Genomic DNA, 20,355 nt, shown 5'->3' with positions numbered 1-20,355 from the left:
TATTCATTCTTACGGCTGATCATTCTTTGCTTTCACTACTATCGTTTATCCACCCATCTGTCACTCCGCAGGAGTCTCTGCAATCTATATGTCTTAATTATCATCAAACAATTTTACAGTATCAAATTGTCTGAATTAAAGGAATCCTAAAGACTCTAATAAAGGAGGCTGGATTCCTACGGAATGACACAGTGGAATAAGCGGTACAAGTGAAATAGAAAGACGCCATTGAACCATAGCACAATTGGAAAGGGATGTTTATGACACTGTTGAAGATCATTACCCCGGTTTAGCCTAAAATTATTCATTCTTACAGGTGATCTATTCTTTGCTTTCACTACTATCGTTTATCCCACCCATCTGTCACTCCGCAGGAGTCTCAACAAAGTATTATCAAAAAACTCAGCAGTATTACTTTTGCTTTTTTGAACTTCTTATGACTCTAATAAAGGAGGCTGGATTCCTGCGGAATGACACGGTGGAAGAAGCGGAGCAAATGAAAGAGAAAGACCATTGGAACCAATAAATTACTCCACTGGAAAAGATAACCACGGAACCCGTATCCTGAACTCGTCAAATCATTTATAACGTATCATTGATGATTCATTCGTCATCCTAGCCCCGATAGGAATGGTTACCCCGCAGCTTGGGTTGGAGGGTGGGTGGGTTTTAGATGTGGGAAGACCCTTCGGCTTCGCTCAGGGTGACAGCGCAGGCGCGAGGAGTATGAATGGATAGCGGGAAACAGCTCCTGATATCTCAAGTGGTGTTAAGTAAACTATTTCCTTCTATTACCCTGTTTTCCTCGAATAAATTCAATAAGTTTGTACTAGTTTTCCAAAAATAATTACAATGTCAGGAAATATTCTGATCATCGATGATGAGATCAAACTCCTTAAATTACTAGGAATGATCCTTTCCCAAGAGAATTTTAATGTAAAAGAAGCTTCTACGGCACGTTCGGCAATGACGATGCTGGAGCAATATGAATTTGATGTTGTTCTGAGCGATGTTCGTCTGCCTGATGCTTTTGGGGTAGAACTGGTAAAAGCTATCAAAACTAGATATCCACAGCTTGAAATTATCCTGATGACGGCATTCGGGAATATTACGGATGCTGTACAGGCTATGAAGAATGGCGCTTATGATTATCTGGTGAAAGGAGATGATAATGAGAAAATAATCCCATTGGTGTATAAGGCTCTTGATAAGGTAAAAGACAATAAATCTAGGGTTGTTCAGCAGGCTGTGACGAAAGGATTTAATCAGATAATAGGTAAGTCACCACTTATTTTGCAGGCTAAGAAGTTGGCTGAGAAAGTCGCTTTAACGGATGCTGCTGTGCTTCTTACAGGGGAAACCGGAACGGGTAAGGAAGTTTTTGCGAGTGCCATTCACGAAGGAAGTGACAGGAAGAAAAACAGTTTTGTAGCGATCAATTGTTCAGCATTCAGTAAAGAAATTCTGGAAAGCGAGCTTTTTGGTCATAAACAAGGTGCTTTTACTGGAGCTTTGAAAGATAAGAAAGGATTGATTGAAGAAGCTAACGGAGGAACTCTGTTTTTGGATGAAATCGGTGAGATGCCCATAGAGCTTCAGGCAAAATTGCTCAGGGTTTTGGAAACCAGGGAATTTATCAAAATGGGTGAAACCAAAGTTTCTAAATCTGACTTCAGGTTAATTGCTGCTACCAACAGAGACCTGATCGATGAAATAAAGCAGGGAAATTTCAGAGAAGACCTTTATTTCAGGCTGAATGTCTTTGAGATCACACTTCCGCCATTAAGAGAACGAAAAGAAGACCTGAAAGCTATTGCCAAGCATTTTATAGATATTTTTTCTCATAAACTTCATCTGACAGCGGTTCAGGTAAATCCTGATTACTATAAAGTACTGGAACGAAACGACTGGAAAGGAAATATCCGTGAGTTGAGAAACGCTGTAGAGCGCAGTTTGATTTTAATGGATGACAATATTCTTGACGCAGAAAGTCTTCCCCATTACTCGGAAAAAACTTTTCCTGAAAGTGATTCTTTAAGTATCAGATCACTGGAAAAAATACACATACAGAAAGTTTTACAGTATACAAAAGGTAACAAGGCAGAAGCTGCCCGTTTACTGGAAATCGGTATTGCCACATTGTACCGTAAACTTGAAGAATACGGATTAAAATAACCTTTTATCATTTTAATAAAGAGCCTATCATTTTGATAGGCTTTTCTGTTTTTATATAGTTTAGTGCTTAGTATTAATGTGTTGTTATTCAGGTGTTTGTGTGTTTGTTTTTCAGAATGGACTTTCTTTTGGCATATAGTCTTCGAATAAAATATTTAAAAATGACAATTTCAAGAAAAACGTTTAAAAAACGGGAGCACTCGACTTTTAGTCTGCTGATTGTATCGTACGTATTGTTGACTCTTTTAACCCTAATGATTAAAATATGATGCTCATAAGTTTAATTCTGCTTTTTGCAGTGTTGTTTTGGCTTTTATATAAATCAGTTGAATTTTTTGATAGAATATAAGTTATGTGGAGTTTATTTTTCCTCTCAATACTTGCCTTTGTGTATATCTGTTATGTTTTAATGAAACCTGAAAAATTTTAATTAGTCATGAATACAGAAATTTTAGGCATTATAGCAATGTTTGCTATCACATTAGTTATCGGAATATTTTTAGGGAAATATATAGCTAATGTCTACGGATACAAAAAAACTTTTCTGGATCCGGTTTTTGAACCCATTGAAAAGTTAATTTATAAAGTTTCGGGAATTAATCCCAACCGCCAGATGAACTGGAAACAGAATATGTATGCCATGCTGGCGATCAATCTGGTTTGGTTCATCATAGGTTTCCTTCTTTTAATGAATCAGGCATGGCTTCCTTTGAACCCTGATGGGAATCCAAATATGTCACCCGATCTGGCTTTTAATACTACCATTTCATTCTTGGTTAACTGTAATTTACAGCATTATTCAGGAGAAACAGGAGTGAGCTATCTGAGCCAGCTTTATCTGATGTTTTTACAGTTTGTTACGGCTGCAACGGGAATGGCGGCAATGGCTGTCCTTTTCAAGGCTTTTAAAGAAAAAACAAGTACCGAACTTGGGAACTTCTACGATTTTTTTACCAAATCAATGATCAGAATTCTGGTTCCGGTAAGTATAATTGTTGCCTTAGTACTTTCTATTAATGGAAGTCCGATGACTTTCGAAGGAAAAGATCACATTATAACACTGGAAGGTCAGAAAGCAGATGTTTCCAGAGGTCCTGTATCTGCATTTGTTGCGATCAAACATTTGGGAACTAACGGAGGTGGATTTTTCGGAGCCAACTCAGCGCACCCGCTTGAAAATCCTAATTATATGACCAATATGACAGAGATGATCGCTCAGATGATCATTCCGTTTGCATTGGTATTTGCACTGGGATTTTATCTGAATAAAAGAAAACTTTCATGGGTAATCTTTACGGTAATGACGGTCGGTTTTCTTGCACTTACCATTCCGAATATCGTGAATGAAACAGGAGGAAATCCTTTGATCACAAAAATGGGAACAGATAACAGCCTGGGAGCTATGGAAGGTAAAGAAATCCGTTTCGGAAGTGCAGCATCCGGCTACTGGAGTATTGCCACAACGGTAATTTCAACAGGATCAGTGAACTCAATGCATGACAGTACAATGCCGCTTTCGGGAATGAATGAATTGCTTGCGATGATGATCAACTGCTTCTACGGAGGCTGTGGAGTCGGAATTCTGAACTATTTTATCTTTATCATTCTGGCTGTGTTTATCAGTGGTCTGATGGTAGGACGAACGCCGGAATTTATGGGTAAAAAGATTGAAGCGAAGGAAATGAAAATTGCTATGATCGTCGCTTTATTCCATCCTTTCCTGATTCTTGCAGGAACCGCTTTAACGGCTTATCTACCGGAATTTGGAGCAAAAACATTGAATAATCCCGGCTTCCATGGTTTCAGTGAAATGCTGTATGAGTTTACTTCTTCCGCAGCGAATAACGGATCCGGATTTGAAGGGTTGGGAGACAATACACCCTGGTGGAATATCTCAACGGGAATTGTACTGTTACTCTCAAGATTTATCCCGATCATAGGACCGGTAGCCATTGCAGGTCTGTTGGCTCAGAAGAAATATATCCCTGAAAGTTCAGGAACACTGAAAACAGATACGGCAACTTTCGGATTCATGACTCTGGCAGTGATTTTACTGATTGCAGCATTGTCTTTCTTCCCTGCATTAACTCTAGGGCCTATTGCAGAGCAAATTCAGTATTTCTCAAAATAAATGTGAACATTAAAAATTAAAATCAATATTCAACCATTAAGGCAGCTGAAAAGTGTAAGGAAACTAGTCTGACACTTACGAAACGTTCACTTAATATTATCCATATCTATCCTTATTATCCGGCAGACCTTGATGGTTACTATTGGTTTACAATGATATAAATTCTTTCAAAAAAATGAAAAATCAGTCACAAACATTGTTTCAAAAAGATTTGGTCAACGAAGCGATAAAACAGTCCTTCGTAAAGCTGAATCCGAAAATTATGTTTAAAAATCCGGTAATGTTCCTGGTGGAAATCGGAACCATCGTCATGTTTATCGTAAGCATGTTCAGCCTTACCGGTGATAAATCCCAGGGAAGCTTTTCCTACAACTTTTTAGTATTTATAATTTTATTTTTCACCGTTTTGTTTGCCAATTTTGCAGAAGCTATTGCAGAGGCAAGGGGAAAAGCGCAGGCTGATACTCTTAGAAAAACAAGGGAAGAAACTCCGGCCAAACTGGTACTTGATAACAAGCCGGGATTTCAGGTAGAAACAAGACTGAAGATGTCTGCTGAAATGACCTTAGGTGATATTTTCCTTTGTGAAGCCGGAGATCAGATTCCGATGGATGGTGAGATTATTGAAGGTCTTGCTACCATTGATGAGTCTGCTATTACCGGAGAAAGTGCACCTGTCATCCGTGAAGCGGGTGGAGACAAAAGTTCTGTAACAGGAGGTACAAAAGTATTGTCAGACAGAATTAAAGTAAGAGTAACCACAAAACCCGGAGAATCCTTCTTAGATAAAATGATTGCTCTTGTAGAAGGAGCGTCAAGACAGAAAACACCCAACGAAATCGCATTAACCATACTTTTAGCAGGATTCACGCTTACATTTATTATTGTTACCCTCACTTTAAAACCTTTTGCAGACTATGCGCAGACTCCGATTACCATAGCGGCATTTATATCTCTTTTCGTTTGTCTTATTCCGACAACTATCGGGGGACTGCTTTCTGCAATCGGGATTGCGGGGATGGACAGAGCGCTGAGAGCGAATGTGATTACAAAAAGTGGAAAAGCAGTGGAAACTGCAGGAGATATTGATGTATTGCTATTGGATAAAACCGGAACAATTACCATCGGAAACAGAAAAGCAACTCAATTTCACCCTGCCAATGGAATTCAGCTTGAAGAATTTATTAAAGCTTCTGCATTAAGTTCTGTAGCGGATGAAACACCGGAAGGAAAATCTATTATCGAACTAAGTGCTTTAAAACCTGAAGATTTATTAGTTGCTAATCCTACTTATATCGATTTTACTGCAGAAACAAGAACTTCAGGAATTGATTTTGACGAAACAAGAATCCGTAAAGGAGCTTACGATACGATAAAAAAACTGACTGAAAAAGCCGGGAATATCTTCCCTCAGGAAACCCAGGATGCGGTAACTAAAATTTCTGAAAACGGAGGGACCCCTTTAGTAGTGGCCGTTAATGAAAAAGTATGGGGAGTGATTGAACTTCAGGATATCATCAAAACCGGAATCCAGGAACGCTTCCAGAGATTGAGAAAAATGGGTGTAAAAACGGTAATGGTAACAGGAGATAATCCTCTGACTGCAAAATTCATTGCAGAAAAAGCCGGAGTAGACGATTTTATCGCTGAAGCCAAACCTGAAGACAAAATGAATTACATCAAAAAGGAACAGCAGGAAGGTAAGCTGGTAGCGATGATGGGAGACGGAACCAACGATGCGCCGGCACTGGCACAAGCCGATGTTGGGGTAGCGATGAATAGCGGAACACAGGCTGCTAAAGAAGCCGGTAACATGGTAGACCTTGACAACGACCCTACAAAGCTGATCGAAATTGTAGAAATCGGTAAACAGCTATTGATGACCAGAGGAACATTGACCACTTTCAGTATTGCGAATGATGTAGCGAAGTATTTTGCCATTATTCCGGCACTCTTTATCACTTTTATTCCTTCTCTTCAGAAGCTGAATATTATGAACCTTCACAGTCCTGAAACAGCCATATTATCAGCGGTTATTTTCAATGCGGTGATTATTCCGTTCCTGATTCCACTAGCGTTGAAAGGTGTAGCTTATAAGCCCATCGGTGCAAGTGCATTATTAAGAAGAAACCTTTTGATCTATGGGTTAGGCGGAGTAATCGTTCCGTTCATCGGGATCAAAATCATTGATCTGGTAATCAGTTTATTCTATTAAAATTAAAAAAATGAAAAATCATATTGTTTCAGCATTCAGATTAACTCTTGTCATGTTGCTAGTTACAGGTATTTATCTGGCAGTGGTTTATGGAGGTTCTAAAATACTTCCTAACAAAGGAAACGGAGAAATTATTTACAACAAAGGGCAGAAGTTTTATGCCAATATCGGACAGGAATTCAGATCTGAAAAATATTTCCACGGCCGTCCTTCTTCAGTCAATTATAACGCAGCAGGAAGTGGAGGAAGCAATAAAGGTCCAAGCAATAAAGAATATCTGGAAATTGTACAGAAAAGAATTGATACTTTAAAAATGGATAACCCTGAAATGGGTAATGCTAAAGTTCCTGTAGAGCTTGTTACTGCAAGTGGAAGCGGACTGGATCCGGATATTTCTGAAGAAGGAGCTTTATATCAGGCAAAAAGAATTGCAAAAGTGAGAAATATTTCAGAAGAGCAAGTTAAAAGCTTAATTAATAATCAGACTGAAAAGCCGTTGTTAGGACTTTTCGGACCCACAAAAATAAATGTTCTGAAGCTTAACATTGCTTTGGATCAATTAAAATAATACATTTAATAACCGATAATCATGTCGAGGTTGAAAACCTTGACATGATTAACATACCTTAATAAAAGTGAAAAAATATTTAGTTATAGGAGCCGTATTGGGAATGTTTTTCTCAAAAGCCCAGTCATCAGATTCATTAAAAACAAGTAATAAAGTGACATTTTCCGCTTATGCAGAACTTTTTTATACCTATGATTTTAATGAGCTTGGAAATCATATTCGTCAAAACTTTTTGTATTCCTATAACAGGCACAATGAAATGAACCTTAACCTGGGATTGGTTAAAGCCAATTACCAGAGTGAAAATATCCGTGCCAACATTGCTTTAATGGCAGGAACTTACGCTCAGGATAATATGGCTGCCGAACAAAATGCATTGCGCTATGTAAACGAGGCCAATGTAGGAATCAGACTATCAAAGAATAAAAATCTGTGGATTGATGCGGGGATTATGCCTTCCCATATCGGTTGGGAAAGTGCCATAGGAAAAGACAATGTTAATCTGACAAGAAGTCTGGCCGCTGAAAACTCACCTTATTTCGAAACAGGAGCCAAAATTTCTTATACCTCAGATAATGGAAAATGGTTTGTAAGCGGATTGGTATTGAACGGATGGCAGCGTATTGCCAAACCTGAGGGAAACCAGAGTATTTCTTTTGGTCACCAGATAACCTATAAACCAACTGATAAAATTACCCTGAACAGCAGTTCATTCATAGGGAATGATAAAGCAAAAGAGGACAAAAGAATGCGCTATTTTCATGATTTGTATGGAAGCTTTCAGATAACGGATCAGTTTTCTGCTATATTGGGATTTGATATCGGTGCTGAGCAGAAATCAAAAGGAAGCGAGCAGTATAACATCTGGTACAGCCCAAATGTTCAGATGAAATATCAGTTGGACAGCAAGTGGGCATTAGCGGGAAGACTGGAATATTATAATGATAAAAACGGGGTGATCATCAGCACTGAAACGCCTAATGGATTTCAAACTTTCGGATATTCTCTGAATGTAGATTATGCTGTTTTCAAAAATGTAGTTTTCCGCACAGAAGCGAGAGGCTTTACTTCAAAAGACGCCATTTTTGCTAAAAATGATGAATTTAAAAAAGGAAATTTCTTTATAACGTCAAGCTTAGCGGTTTGGTTTTAAAAAAGAATTTAGCCACAGGAAAGTGCTTAAAGTAAAATTAAAAAGAATAAAATCAATGTCATCAGCAAAAGATTTTTTAGAACTGATTCAAAAATCCCGTAAAGGAAAATTCAAAATTTATATCGGGATGAGTGCGGGGGTAGGAAAAAGTTTCCGTATGCTTCAGGAGGCTCATTCCCTTTTGCGAAATGGCATTGATGTAAAGATTGGCTATATTGAAACGCATGGCCGTGAAGAAACTGAAGCTCTTGTAGAAGGAATTCCTCAAATTGAAAGGAAATCAGTTTTTTATAAAGGAAAGAACCTTGAGGAGATGGATCTTCAGGCCATTATCAATGAACATCCTGAAGTAGTGTTAGTGGACGAACTTGCCCATACCAACGTAGAAGGTTCCAAAAATAAAAAAAGATGGCAGGATGTGCTGGAAATTCTTGATAATGGAATCAACGTCATCAGTGCTATGAATATCCAGCATATTGAAAGCCTGAATGAAGAGGTAAAGAAAATTACCGGGGTAGAAGTAACAGAGCGGGTTCCGGATAAAATTCTTGCATTGGCAGATGAAGTCGTGAATATTGACCTTACCGCAGATGAGCTGCTGACCCGTTTAAAAGAGGGAAAAATCTATAAAAAAGAAAAAATTCAGACGGCACTGAGTAATTTCTTCCAGAGCGGACATATTCTGCAGCTTCGTGAGTTGGCTTTAAAGGAAGTGGCCACCCACGTGGAAAGAAAGGTGGAAACAGAGATCAAAACCGAAAATTTTAAACCGATAAAATTCCTGGCCTGTATCAGCAGTAATGAGAAAATTGCCAAAACAATTATCCGTAAAACTGCCAGATTAGCCAGTTACTATAACAGTCCATGGACTGTTTTGTACGTTCAGAAGCCCTCTGAAAACCCTGAAAAAATTGCATTGGATAAACAACGGTATTTAATTAATAATTTTAATTTAGCACAGGAATTAGGTGCCAAAGTAGTCCGCATTAAAGAAAGCAGTGTTCACAACGGAATTCTGGAGTATGTGATTGCCCATAATATCACGACGGTCTGCATTGGAAAACCCCATGCCAGTTTCTGGCAGCGAATGTTGGGGTACAGCTGGATCTATACCCTTATGAACAGGCTGAATGAAAGACAGATAGATATTATTATTTTATCATAAAAATAATGAAACTTAAAACGAAACTTACCTTAGGCGTGGGCCTTTTATTTCTACTGATCGTTCTGCTTTCAGTGATAGGTTCTGTATACATCAATAAATTAAAATCCGATACTGAAAAGATCCTTACGGCCAATTACAACAGCCTTGAATTTTCCAAAAATATGCTTTTGGCGTTGGATAATATCAGTACAGACAGTACCGTTGCCATAGCAGATTTTCGAAAGAATAATAAGCTTCAGGAAAAGAACCTTACAGAATTTGGAGAAAAAGAAGCCACGCAGAATCTGAATCTCCATTTCAACAGCTATCTTAAAGCTCCCGATATCCATAAAGAAAAGCTTATCCGTGAAGATCTTTCGAAGATCATGTCTTTGAATATGAAAGGGATAGAACGAAAAAGTGATATTGCGATTATTACAGCAGAAAATGCCACTTTTTGGATCGTAAGTTTAGGAACCGTATGTTTTCTGATTGCTTTTATCCTGCTTTTCAATTTACCGCAAACCATCGCAGAGCCTATCAATCAATTGACCTTCAGTATTAAACAGATTGCCGATAAAAACTATAGTGAGAGGGTTCATTTTAAAGGAAGTGAAGAATTCAACAGTCTGGCAGACTCCTTCAACAGTATGGCGGAAAAGCTTCAGGAGTACGAAAGCAGCACACTTTCCAAGCAGTTGATGGATAAAAAACGGATCGAAACGCTGGTCAATAATATGCATGATGCGGTTATTGGTCTGGATGAGAATCATTTTATCTATATGATCAATGATGAAGCTTTAAAGATCACCAATCTCCATAAAGAAGATATTATAGGAAAAACAGCTCATGAAGTAGCCATCAATAATGATCTGATGCGTGAACTGCTGAAAAACATTGACCATCCTGTGAAAGATCCGATTAAGATTGTCCGCGATAATAAGGAAAACTATTTTGAACAGGATATTATTCCCATCAATATTGTAAAAACAGGAGAAAAGGAGAAAAAAAATATAGGAAAAGTAATATTGTTGAGAAATATTACCCCTTTTAAAGAGCTTGATTTTGCCAAAACCAATTTCATTGCAACCATTTCCCATGAACTGAAAACTCCGATTTCTGCAATCAAAATGGGCGTGCAGCTTCTTGGAAACCAAAAGTTCGGAGAACTGAACGAGCAGCAGCAGGAATTATTGAAAAGCATCAATGAAGACGGACAGCGATTATTGGATATCACAGGAGAATTGCTTAATCTGTCGCAGGTAGAATCCGGAAATATCAGACTGACTATTGGGAAATGTTCTCCTAAAGAAATTGTACAGACTGCTGTAAAGAATGTTGAGAAGCTTGCCGAGCAGAAAAATATTTCCATCAGTACAGAATATCTTCTGGAAGATAACGATGCTGTGACTGCTGATTTTGACAAAACCGTCTGGGTAATGAATAATTTTTTAACCAATGCGGTAAAACACTCTTTTCAGGACGAAAATATTAAGATTGTAGTAGAAAAGCTGGATTCATTCATTCAGTTCAGTATTATTGATACCGGAAGCGGAATTGATGAACAATACCACCGCCAGATCTTTGACCGCTATTTCCAGGTTCCAGGAGAACATCAGAACGGAACCGGACTGGGCTTAGCAATCTCCAAAAATTTCATTGAAAAACAACACGGAGAAATAGGAGTGAAGAGTTCTCTGAATAATGGAAGTACGTTTTACTTCAGACTGCCGGTTTCATAGGGATTATTTTATATTTGTGATAAAAATAAAATGAGAAAAACGTTAGGACTCTTATTATTTTCAGTTTTACTGAGTATTCAGGTCTCTGCTCAGACATTCACAGTAGAACAGCTTAAAGGATTCAACAAACTTACCATGGATGAGTTTAAAAAGGAAATGAAACAGCTTCAGTTCAGATTTTATGACAGAACAGAAGGCTTAAGCTTCCTTTTAACCGAATATGATTCCCCAGACTATACCTCGAAAATCGGAAAGTTTGAATACAAAGAAGAAAAATCAGAAGACAGAATAGAATTTGAGTTTAAAGAGAAGAAAGAGTATAATCAATATCTTAAACTGATATTATCAGCCGGTTATAAAGAAGCTGAAAAAGGGAAGATCATTACTAAAGAACCCTATGTAGATTACTACAGAAATAAAGAACATATCAGGATGATTCTGCCAAAGACAGGAGAAAGTTCTCCATATACTATTATTGTTTTTAAGTAAATAAATTTTTCTAAATTTGATCTTAAATCACATAAGATGAATACTTCAGATTTAAAAATTGATTTAATTAATAGAATTACCCAATTAAAAGAAGCCAGAATTATTGAAGAAATTCAAAAGATTCTGGATTTCGAATTGGATCAGAATGAATATATTCTTACTACCGAGCAAAAAGAAAGAGTTGCTGAAGGAAGAGAAGAATATAAAAACAAAGCATACCTTGCGGAAGATCAGGCCAATCAGGATATTGAAGAATGGCTAAAAGAAAAGTAATCTGGACCATTAAAGCCAATAAAGAGAGAAAAGATATTCTCGAATATTGGATGTTAAGAAATAAATCTAAAATTTTTAGTATTAAACTTAATAAGCTGATCTTATATAATGTAAGATTACTAGCAGATCACCCTGCCATTGGAAGAAAGACAGATATTGAAAATGTAAGGGTAAAAATAGTAAGAGATTATCTGATATTCTATGAATTTTCAGCTTCTGAATTGATTATACTTTCAATCTGGGATGGAAGAAGAGAAAATAGGCGTGAATAATTACATTTACTTTTGTTTAAATAAAAAAGCTGCGAAAATTATTCGCAGCTTTTTTTATAACAGTCGTGAGCTTACTCCTTGATAAACTTCTGTACAATTACTTTGTCTTTCAAGAAAACTTTGAGAATATAATTTCCTTTAGAAAGTTCAGAAACAGGAATGGAGTTTCCTTTTACATTTGTTGAGCTGATAATTCTTCCTGCTGCATCATAGATTTCAGCTTTTATAATTTCATTTTTAGATTGAATATGTAAAATATCTCTTACCGGATTCGGATAAACAGCAATAATGGTGTTTTCCTTATCGTTTTCAGCTGTTGCCAATACATTTTGAATACTTGTTGTATATGTATTGGTAACAATCGGAGCGTTGTAGTCGAAATAGATTTTTGCTGTATTGCTGAAGCTATCCCCAGGATTTAAGGTAGATTTTGTTTTAATTTTAAACGAAACATATCCGTCATTATTCGCATCATCAAAAGGTAGTTGGATGTTTTCAAAGATAAATTCCACCGTATTCGGACTGGTAATTCTTGTTACAAAATTATGGCTTCCATTTAATGCAATCAGGGAAGAAATATCAAATTTAGTAATGTCAATTTCATCTTTCACCACAATATTCTTTGCATTTGCTGTTCCCGTATTTTCAAATCTGATCAGATAATGCACATAATCTCCAACCTGGGTTTGCGCAATGGTAGTTCCTTCAAGACAGGTCTTATCATTCGGGTCAAAAGAATTGACAACCGTTTGGTTCAACGTGAAGTTATTGTCAGCAGGTGTTTCATCAGCAGCTCCGTTGATTTGTGCTGTATAATGCAAAATATCACCTCCATTTAGTGGTGGAGTCTGTGTTGGGGTATTTAATTTCAGCGTTAAGGTAATTTCTTTGGTTTCAAAAGGAAGAAGATTCGTGAAACTCCAGTTCAATATACCGGTAGATTGAGAGCTTGGAGATGTCGTTGCAGACTGATAGACCATTCGGGTATGATCAAAATTAAAAGCTATATTTCCGGATTGTGTTCCTGTTCCTTTGTTTTTATAAAAGATTTTATATTGAGTAACAAATCCCGGAACTGCTGCCTGCATAGGAATAATAACAATTTCCATATCATTGTGGGTACCATTTGCTGTTAAACAAAAGTTCTGCGTATAAGGACTTACCTGTGTTGGGAAATTGGTAGTGAATGAAGGGGGCGTAATATTAAAATAAGAAGGATTCTCCAACACAGGAGAGATAGTATTAGTTCCGTATATCAGAGGGAAAGAATAAGATCCGAACGCATCTGAAATGGCCATGTTTTGCCCTAAAATATTGAATTTTTGAAAAGGTTTTATCATGTCATTAATGTCGCATCCATTTGTGTTCATGTCATATCTTGTTTTACCCTGAAGGATAAAATAAGAAGAGCCTCCTGGTGTGAAAGAACAATAAGAATTTACAACAGCATTGGGTTGATTATAGGATGCTAATTGCGATATTACATAGTTAGTTTCTATAGGGTCAGTGCATACATATTGCAGTTGTGGTGTATTTGAAAAGCCAATGCCAAGATAATTATGCTTTCCGTTTTTAAGATTTAAAGTCTGTAAAGTAAGATTATTATCAAGATCTGCAATATCCAGAATAGTCTGCTTTGATAAATCAATATTCGTAAGCGAATTATTCATTACCTGAATACCTTTTAAGCCTTTTGCCTGATCAAATGCAATATTGGTTATATGATTATTATTGGCATACAAATAACCTAAAATTGGATTATTATTAAGTGTTAATGTAGTAAGCTGATTATTGTAAATATAAAGCATTCCAATCAGAGGGCTTGAACTAAAGTCCAGACTTGTGATTTGGTTGTCGTTAGCAAGAAACATTACCAATCCGGTATAAGGGGTTACGTCGAAAGTCTGGAAAAGATTGAAGCTTATACTTAAATAGTTTACTAAAGAAGGATTAGGAATCGAAAGACTGCTTAGTTTATTACGGAATAATTCTAGTTTTTTCAACGCTGTATCTCCGGCAAAATTAATACTTGTCAGAAATTGGTTTTGACTAACATTTACTTCTTCCAGCGCAGGGAGGTTACTTAAATTTAAAGAAGTCATCGTTGAATTCTCCAATGATAATTTTGTAAGATTAGGAAGTCCGGAAATAGTAAACCCATTAATGTTGGAAACAGAAATTTCTTGTACTGAAGTGTTCTGAATATTTATAACGTTTCCTGCGCTGCCAAGTTGTGCGGTATTTATAGCATTGCAGTTTTCAATCGTTACGTTACCTACTGTTCCGCCTGAAAAAATTAATTTTTGAAGGTTAGTATAATTACTGAAAACCAGATTAGAGGATATATCAGGATTTGTTAGTTTTAGCTCAGTTAAATTTGGAAATTCAGTAAGTACTGATAAACCTGTTGTAATAGCATTTGAAAGATCAGATAGATTTATTTTATAAACCAGCGAAGCTTCTGATAGTTGAATCTGTCCATCATTATTTGTGTCCAGAGTAATAAAGTTTCCGTTAGAATCACTTGTTGCGCCGTAAGTAAACAATTTTGTTTTCAAATAGGTATCGACATTTAACGTCTGAGCCTGAAACTGTGCAAACAGAATCATCAAAATGATTAAGTAGATTTTTTTCATGGTTTAGTTTGTTATTTTTTTTATTCTTTTTATAGAATTGATTGCAAAAATAAACCATTAAGACAATATCTTAATGGTTTATTTAATATTATTTTGATTTTATTACTGTTTCTCAATCAGATCCAGAAACTGCTGCTCATCCAGAATCGTAATTGTTCCGATATCCTGAGCTTTTTTCAGTTTGCTTCCGGCTTTTTCACCTACTACAAGATAGTTGAGGTTTTTTGAAACTGCAGAAATATTTTTCCCACCATGCTTTTCTACCATTTCTTCTGCAGATTCTCTGGTGAATAATGACAATTTTCCGGTGAACAGGAAAGTTTTTCCTTCCAGAACATTGGATAGAACCTCATTGGTACCTTCTCCTTTTTCAAGCTGTACTCCGTAAGATTTCAATCGCTCGATCATCAACACGTTTTCAGAATTCTGGAAGAAATCAACAATACTCACTGCAATTTTAGCTCCTATGTCTTCTACCTGGCAAAGCTCTTCTACCGTAGCATTTTTCAATTCTTCAATCGTCGGGAAGTTTTTAACCAGTTTCTTGGCAACCGTTTCCCCTACATGCTTGATCCCGATTCCGTACAATACTTTCTCAAAAGGAATTTCTTTGGATTTTTCAATTCCTGTGACGATATTCTGTGCAGATTTTTCAGCCATTCTTTCCAACGGAAGAAGCTGTTCTTTTGTTAAAACATAGAAGTCAGCAGGATTTTCAATCAGTCTTTCTCTGTACAGCTGTTCAATAGTTTCACTTCCAAGATTATCAATATTCAAAGCTTTTCTGGAAACATAATGAATCATTCTTCCTACTACCTGTGGAGGGCAGTGAAGCTCGTTCGGGCAGAAATGGATGGCCTGATCTTCAATTTTTACTAGCTCGGTACCACATTCAGGACAATGTTTGATATATTCAATTTCTCTGCTTTCTTCCGTTCTTTTATCTGTGTTTACCCCTACGATTTTAGGAATAATTTCACCTCCTTTTTCTACGTACACGAAATCATGTTCATGAAGATCCAGCTTTTTGATGATATCTTCATTGTGCAGAGAAGCTCTTTTCACAATGGTTCCGGCCAGTAATACAGGTTTAAGGTTGGCAACAGGAGTAATAGCTCCGGTTCTTCCCACCTGATAAGAGACACTTTGAAGTTCTGTTTCTACTTTTTCTGCTTTAAATTTATAAGCCATTGCCCAACGGGGAGATTTCGCTGTATAACCAAGCTGTCTCTGCTGTTGTAGTGAATTCACTTTTAAAACAATTCCGTCAATTTCAAAAGGTAGATTATGGCGTTCTGTGTCCCAGAACGTGATAAACTCCTGTACCTCAGCCATTGTTTTACATAATTTGGCCTGCTGGGAGGTTTTGAAGCCCCAGCTCTGAGCTTTCTGAAGCAGTTCCCAATGGGTTTCCGCAGGAACTTCATCAGAAATAAACTGATACAATACAGAAGAAAGTCCGCGTTTTCTTACCTCAGCGCTGTCCTGCATTTTCAAACTTCCGCTGGCCGTATTTCTTGGATTCATGAAGGGATCAAGGCCTTCTTCCTCACGCAGTCTATTGATTTTGTCAAAGTTTTTTCTGGTCAGATAAATTTCACCACGCATAAAAAAATGAGCAGGGAAATCACCTTTTAAAGTCAGAGGAATATCTGAAATGGTTCTCACGTTTGGGGTAATCTCATCACCCTGGAAACCATCACCACGCGTAACCGCCTGAGACAGTTTTCCGTTTTCATAAAGAATAGAAATGGATGCACCGTCATACTTCAGCTCAGCAACAAATTCTACAGGATCTTCAATGGTTTTGATGATTCGTTTCTCCCAGTCTTCCAGATCGTCAAAATCATAGGAATTGTCCAGTGAATACATTCTGAATTTATGCTGAATTGTGGGGAAAACCTTGGTAACACCACCACCTACACGAACTGTAGGAGAATTTGCATCATAAAACTCTGGGTACCTGGCCTCCAGATCCTGTAGCTCCTCCAGAAGCATGTCAAATTCATAATCTGTAATGGTAGGAGTATCCAGTTGGTAGTAGTTTTCGTTATGCTGGTGAAGCTCTTTGCGGAGCTGTTCTATCTTTTGTTGAATATTTTCAGACATTGGGTTTCTATCTTTTGAGCAAAAATAACTAAAGTAATTGCATTTAAAAAATAACAGAATAAAATAGTATAGGAAAATTAAAAATGCTTAATATGTCTTAACCTACTGGTTTTACAGAAAATAAAACACGTGTTTAAAATAATTTAACATAACGTTCTGATTTAATTAAAAGAATGTTAAAGCTTTCTTAAACACCGCGCTCTTAAAGTCAAAATACCTTTGCACATCTGATTGAAAGAAACCTCTGAATGATCTATCATTGTGAAAATCAAAGAGGTTTCCGGGCTAACATCAAAAAATTAATAATATAGATCTTCGGAAGAAATGAAAAAAGTAAAGATTGTACTGGGATTATTGTTTTTAGGGCTTGGGACAATGGCTTATGCACAGACCACGCAGGCTTCTATTGTAGGGAAAGTTACCGGACCGGGAAGTACGGCTCAGGAAAAAGTGAAAGTAACGATCGTGAATGAGTCCACAGGATTCAGAACGGAAACGGAAACCAACTCAAAAGGGGAATATATTTTTAAAGAAATTCCTCTTGGCGGGCCTTACACGGTCATTGTCAATGATGATAAAAAAGAAGGTTATAATGTCAACTTCGGAGATCAGGTGACCGTGAATATGGATCTGGGGAACGAAAAGACTATTGAGGAAGTAAAAATTACAGGAAACCTTAAAAACAAGATCGGAAACCTGGGAGCAGCTACCGCAATTTCTGCGAAAAACATCAGCATGCTTCCGGTGAACGGACGAAACTTTACCAATCTTACGGAACTGTCTCCGTTAAGTGGAAAAGGAGGAAACCTTTCCGGTCAGCTTGGATCTTCCACCAACTTTACGATTGATGGGATGACCGCAAAAAATCCTACTTCTGCAGGATCAACAACGAGCCGAAGCGGTGCACCATTCTCCATCTCTATTGAAGCAGTACGTGAATTCAAAATCACTACCAACCAATATGATGTTACATTGGGAAGAAGTGGAGGAGGAACAGTAAGTGCTGTTACCAAATCAGGAACCAATAAATTTTCCGGAAGTGCCTGGGAATATTTAAGAACAAACTGGCTTTCCAGCCCTTATGATATCAGAGGAAACAAAAGAAATAATGATTTCTCCACTTCTCAGTTCGGATTTTCATTAGGCGGACCAATCATTAAAAATAAATTACACTTCTTCGTAGCATGGGATCATCAGTTGGATTCAAGACCTTTAGTGATTGCTGATATCAAATCTCCAGATGATGAGAAGAGATTCAATACGACAACACAGACTCTTAATCAGTTCCTGGATATTGCAAGAGCAAAATATGGAGTGGGAAGCAGCCCGCAATTCGGAACTTTTGATAAAGTGAGAAACTCTGATGCCGGTTTCTTACGTCTAGACTGGCAGATCAATGAAAAGAACTTATTAACCCTCAGAAATAACTTTACTTACGATCTTAACAAAAACGGATTAGGTGATAATACCAATATCAACTTTTTTGAGTCGTACGGAAATGACAAAAACCTTGATAACAGTTTATTATTGACCTTAAGATCAAATCTGAGACCTAACTTAACCAACGAATTAAAGGCGCAGTATCTTTATACTTTCCAGGACAGTTACCAGAACAATCAATTAGGAAAACCTGTACCGAGAGCTATTGTTGAAGGAGTCTCTTCCAGTGCGGGATCTACGAATATTCAGATCGGAGGGCATCGTTTTGCTCAGGAAAGCTTTAGAAATAATGTATTTCAGATCGTAGATAACCTATATTATAATACGGATAAGGTAAAATATACTTTCGGAGCAGACCTTATGTATACAACAGCAAAATCGGTATACGGAAGTGAGGTGAATGGAAGATTCCATTTCCAGGGAATGAGCAATTTTGAGGCCATGACACCTTACAGATTCTATAGAGAAGTTCCTTTGGTGGCCGATCCGTCTGTCAGATCAAATATCTGGAACATCGGTCTCTATGGGCAATTCCAGACCAAAGTAGCTAAAGGACTTGATTTAATGGCTGGTTTGAGGTTAGATTACGGTGGTTACCCGAAAGCAGAATTCAACCAGAAACTGTTTGATGAAATGGGAATCAGAACCGACAATCAGATCAAATCATTTGTCATCCAGCCAAGATTCCAGTTTGACTGGAACATCAATGAAGGAAATAAAGACTTCCTGAAGTTCGGTTCCGGAATTTTCTCTTCCGATATCAACAATTATATGATCATCAACAACCTTGTATTTGACGGAAAGCATCTGGCTACTGTGGATGTAACGGGTAAAGATGTTCCGTTCCCGGATTTCAACAGCTATAGAGATGATTACAATACGGTTCCGTCACTTTCTCAGAAGCAGATTCCAACGATCAACTATACCGGTAAGGATGCAAAGATCCCGATCGTTTATAAAGCGAATATCTCTTATACCCACTTCTTCAATGAAAGGTTCAGAGCAGGAATTGCAGGATATATGGCTTTGGGTAGAAATAACTACTATTACTACGACAGAAACATGGTGGCCAATCCTTTCTTTACACTAGCTAACGAAGGTGGTAGAGGTGTATTTATTCCTACAGGGGCTATTACCAATAATGCCAATAACAGTGTAAGTTTCGACTGGAAACAGGGAAGAATCAATAATGATTTCGGAAGAGTACTTGAATTGGTGAGCGATGGTAAAGTAAACCAGTTCTCATTCGTAATCGATACAAGTTACCGTTACTGGAAAGATGGAGAAATCACCGCAAGTTATACATGGTCTGATATTAAAGACAATACTTCCTATAACGGAAACGTAGCGAACTCTGCAACATTGTCTACGATGATTCAGAGTGATCCGAGAGATTTAAGAATGACGTATTCAGACAACCAGTTCCGTAATAAAGTCGTTATTTATGGTAACTCGCCTACGATTGCAGGCTTCACATTGGGAATCAGGTATTCAGGAATCGGAGGAACCCGTTTCTCTGCAACAACAGGAGGAAATATCAACGGAGACTTCGTAGATTCCAATGATCTTGCTTTTATCTTCCCGAATCTTACCCAATCTATTTTGGATGATCCACAGGTAGGACAGGCTCTGAAAGATTATATCACTGAATATAACGGAAAAATTGCAGAACGTAATGGTGGTAAAAATGGTTTCTATGGAGTCTGGGACGTTCGTGTAGCGAAAAAAATTAAATTCGATAAAGTGGGAGCTTTCGAACTTTCCGTAGATATTTTCAATGTAGCCAACCTTCTGAACAAAGAATGGGGGGTAAACAAATCATACGGAAATACTTCTCTGTATAAAGTGACGAAGTTTAATAAAGATACGATGCAGTACGAATACACCAAAAACGTAAGTGGAGGCGGTTTGGTTCCTCTGACAGGAAATCCTTACCAGATCCAGATCGGTGCAAAATACAGTTTCTAACTTTTACCTTTCTTAACCACTGAAGACATAAAAGAAATTG

General features: G+C 37.4%; 13 protein-coding genes. 11 read left to right on the top strand and 2 right to left on the bottom strand.

Annotated elements, in window-relative coordinates:
- Window positions 1-852 precede the first annotated feature (852 nt).
- The 10 genes from LIV57_RS21365 (at window position 853) to LIV57_RS21320 (ending at window position 12,162) form a co-directional block, all read left to right on the top strand.
- Window positions 853-2,175: a sigma-54-dependent transcriptional regulator gene (locus tag LIV57_RS21365; protein WP_227944224.1), complete on the top strand. Its 1,323-nt coding sequence runs from the start codon at window positions 853-855 to the stop codon at window positions 2,173-2,175.
- Window positions 2,176-2,611: 436 nt separating this feature from the next.
- Complete coding sequence (kdpA, locus tag LIV57_RS21360; protein ID WP_227944223.1) at window positions 2,612-4,306, top strand: potassium-transporting ATPase subunit KdpA; 1,695 nt, start codon at window positions 2,612-2,614, stop codon at window positions 4,304-4,306.
- Window positions 4,307-4,481: 175 nt separating this feature from the next.
- Complete coding sequence (gene kdpB / locus LIV57_RS21355; RefSeq protein ID WP_227944222.1) at window positions 4,482-6,521, top strand: potassium-transporting ATPase subunit KdpB; 2,040 nt, start codon at window positions 4,482-4,484, stop codon at window positions 6,519-6,521.
- A 10-nt stretch (window positions 6,522-6,531) separates the two neighbouring features.
- Window positions 6,532-7,089, top strand: coding sequence for a potassium-transporting ATPase subunit KdpC (gene kdpC / locus LIV57_RS21350; protein WP_227944221.1), 558 nt, complete (start codon window positions 6,532-6,534; stop codon window positions 7,087-7,089).
- 103 nt (window positions 7,090-7,192) lie between these two features.
- Window positions 7,193-8,242 carry a porin gene (locus LIV57_RS21345; protein WP_262908381.1) on the top strand — a complete coding sequence of 350 codons (1,050 nt, stop codon included), beginning with the start codon at window positions 7,193-7,195 and terminating at the stop codon, window positions 8,240-8,242.
- Window positions 8,243-8,297: 55 nt separating this feature from the next.
- A complete protein-coding gene (locus LIV57_RS21340) occupies window positions 8,298-9,407 on the top strand; it encodes a histidine kinase (protein WP_110011850.1) in 1,110 nt (369 codons plus the stop codon).
- Window positions 9,408-9,412: 5 nt separating this feature from the next.
- On the top strand, window positions 9,413-11,128 hold the full coding sequence (locus LIV57_RS21335) for an ATP-binding protein (protein ID WP_227944219.1): 1,716 nt from the start codon (window positions 9,413-9,415) through the stop codon (window positions 11,126-11,128).
- Between the two features lie 30 nt (window positions 11,129-11,158).
- Window positions 11,159-11,617, top strand: a complete 459-nt coding sequence (locus LIV57_RS21330) for a hypothetical protein (protein ID WP_227944218.1) — start codon at window positions 11,159-11,161, stop codon at window positions 11,615-11,617.
- 36 nt (window positions 11,618-11,653) lie between these two features.
- On the top strand, window positions 11,654-11,890 hold the full coding sequence (locus LIV57_RS21325) for a hypothetical protein (protein ID WP_227944217.1): 237 nt from the start codon (window positions 11,654-11,656) through the stop codon (window positions 11,888-11,890).
- Window positions 11,872-12,162, top strand: coding sequence for a type II toxin-antitoxin system RelE/ParE family toxin (locus LIV57_RS21320; protein WP_227944216.1), 291 nt, complete (start codon window positions 11,872-11,874; stop codon window positions 12,160-12,162). Before LIV57_RS21325 ends, LIV57_RS21320 begins: the two co-directional genes overlap by 19 nt.
- 71 nt (window positions 12,163-12,233) lie before the next feature.
- On the opposite strand, the gene LIV57_RS21315 is transcribed toward LIV57_RS21320, so the two are convergent.
- Window positions 12,234-14,798 carry a T9SS type A sorting domain-containing protein gene (locus LIV57_RS21315; RefSeq protein ID WP_227944215.1) on the bottom strand — a complete coding sequence of 855 codons (2,565 nt, stop codon included), beginning with the start codon at window positions 14,796-14,798 and terminating at the stop codon, window positions 12,234-12,236.
- A gap of 102 nt (window positions 14,799-14,900) precedes the next feature.
- A complete protein-coding gene (ligA, locus tag LIV57_RS21310; RefSeq protein ID WP_227944214.1) occupies window positions 14,901-16,907 on the bottom strand; it encodes an NAD-dependent DNA ligase LigA in 2,007 nt (668 codons plus the stop codon).
- 324 nt (window positions 16,908-17,231) lie between these two features.
- On the opposite strand from ligA, the gene LIV57_RS21305 reads away from it, so the two are divergent.
- Window positions 17,232-20,315, top strand: coding sequence for a TonB-dependent receptor (locus LIV57_RS21305; RefSeq protein WP_227944213.1), 3,084 nt, complete (start codon window positions 17,232-17,234; stop codon window positions 20,313-20,315).
- The last annotated feature ends 40 nt before the right edge of the window (window positions 20,316-20,355 follow it).

Origin of the sequence: Chryseobacterium sp. X308 (genome assembly GCF_020733145.1) — a bacterium.
GTDB lineage: Bacteria > Bacteroidota > Bacteroidia > Flavobacteriales > Weeksellaceae > Chryseobacterium > Chryseobacterium cupriresistens.
This window is presented reverse-complemented; position numbering and strand designations above follow the sequence as displayed.

Coding starts and splice junctions, on each gene's coding strand:
- kdpC (WP_227944221.1), top strand. CDS start 6,532: ATGAAAAATCATATTGTTTCAGCATTCAGATTAACTCTTGTCATGTTG.
- LIV57_RS21335 (WP_227944219.1), top strand. CDS start 9,413: ATGAAACTTAAAACGAAACTTACCTTAGGCGTGGGCCTTTTATTTCTA.
- LIV57_RS21325 (WP_227944217.1), top strand. CDS start 11,654: ATGAATACTTCAGATTTAAAAATTGATTTAATTAATAGAATTACCCAA.
- kdpA (WP_227944223.1), top strand. CDS start 2,612: ATGAATACAGAAATTTTAGGCATTATAGCAATGTTTGCTATCACATTA.
- kdpB (WP_227944222.1), top strand. CDS start 4,482: ATGAAAAATCAGTCACAAACATTGTTTCAAAAAGATTTGGTCAACGAA.
- LIV57_RS21305 (WP_227944213.1), top strand. CDS start 17,232: ATGAAAAAAGTAAAGATTGTACTGGGATTATTGTTTTTAGGGCTTGGG.
- LIV57_RS21330 (WP_227944218.1), top strand. CDS start 11,159: ATGAGAAAAACGTTAGGACTCTTATTATTTTCAGTTTTACTGAGTATT.
- ligA (WP_227944214.1), bottom strand. CDS start 16,907: ATGTCTGAAAATATTCAACAAAAGATAGAACAGCTCCGCAAAGAGCTT.
- LIV57_RS21320 (WP_227944216.1), top strand. CDS start 11,872: ATGGCTAAAAGAAAAGTAATCTGGACCATTAAAGCCAATAAAGAGAGA.
- LIV57_RS21365 (WP_227944224.1), top strand. CDS start 853: ATGTCAGGAAATATTCTGATCATCGATGATGAGATCAAACTCCTTAAA.
- LIV57_RS21340 (WP_110011850.1), top strand. CDS start 8,298: ATGTCATCAGCAAAAGATTTTTTAGAACTGATTCAAAAATCCCGTAAA.
- LIV57_RS21345 (WP_262908381.1), top strand. CDS start 7,193: ATGTTTTTCTCAAAAGCCCAGTCATCAGATTCATTAAAAACAAGTAAT.
- LIV57_RS21315 (WP_227944215.1), bottom strand. CDS start 14,798: ATGAAAAAAATCTACTTAATCATTTTGATGATTCTGTTTGCACAGTTT.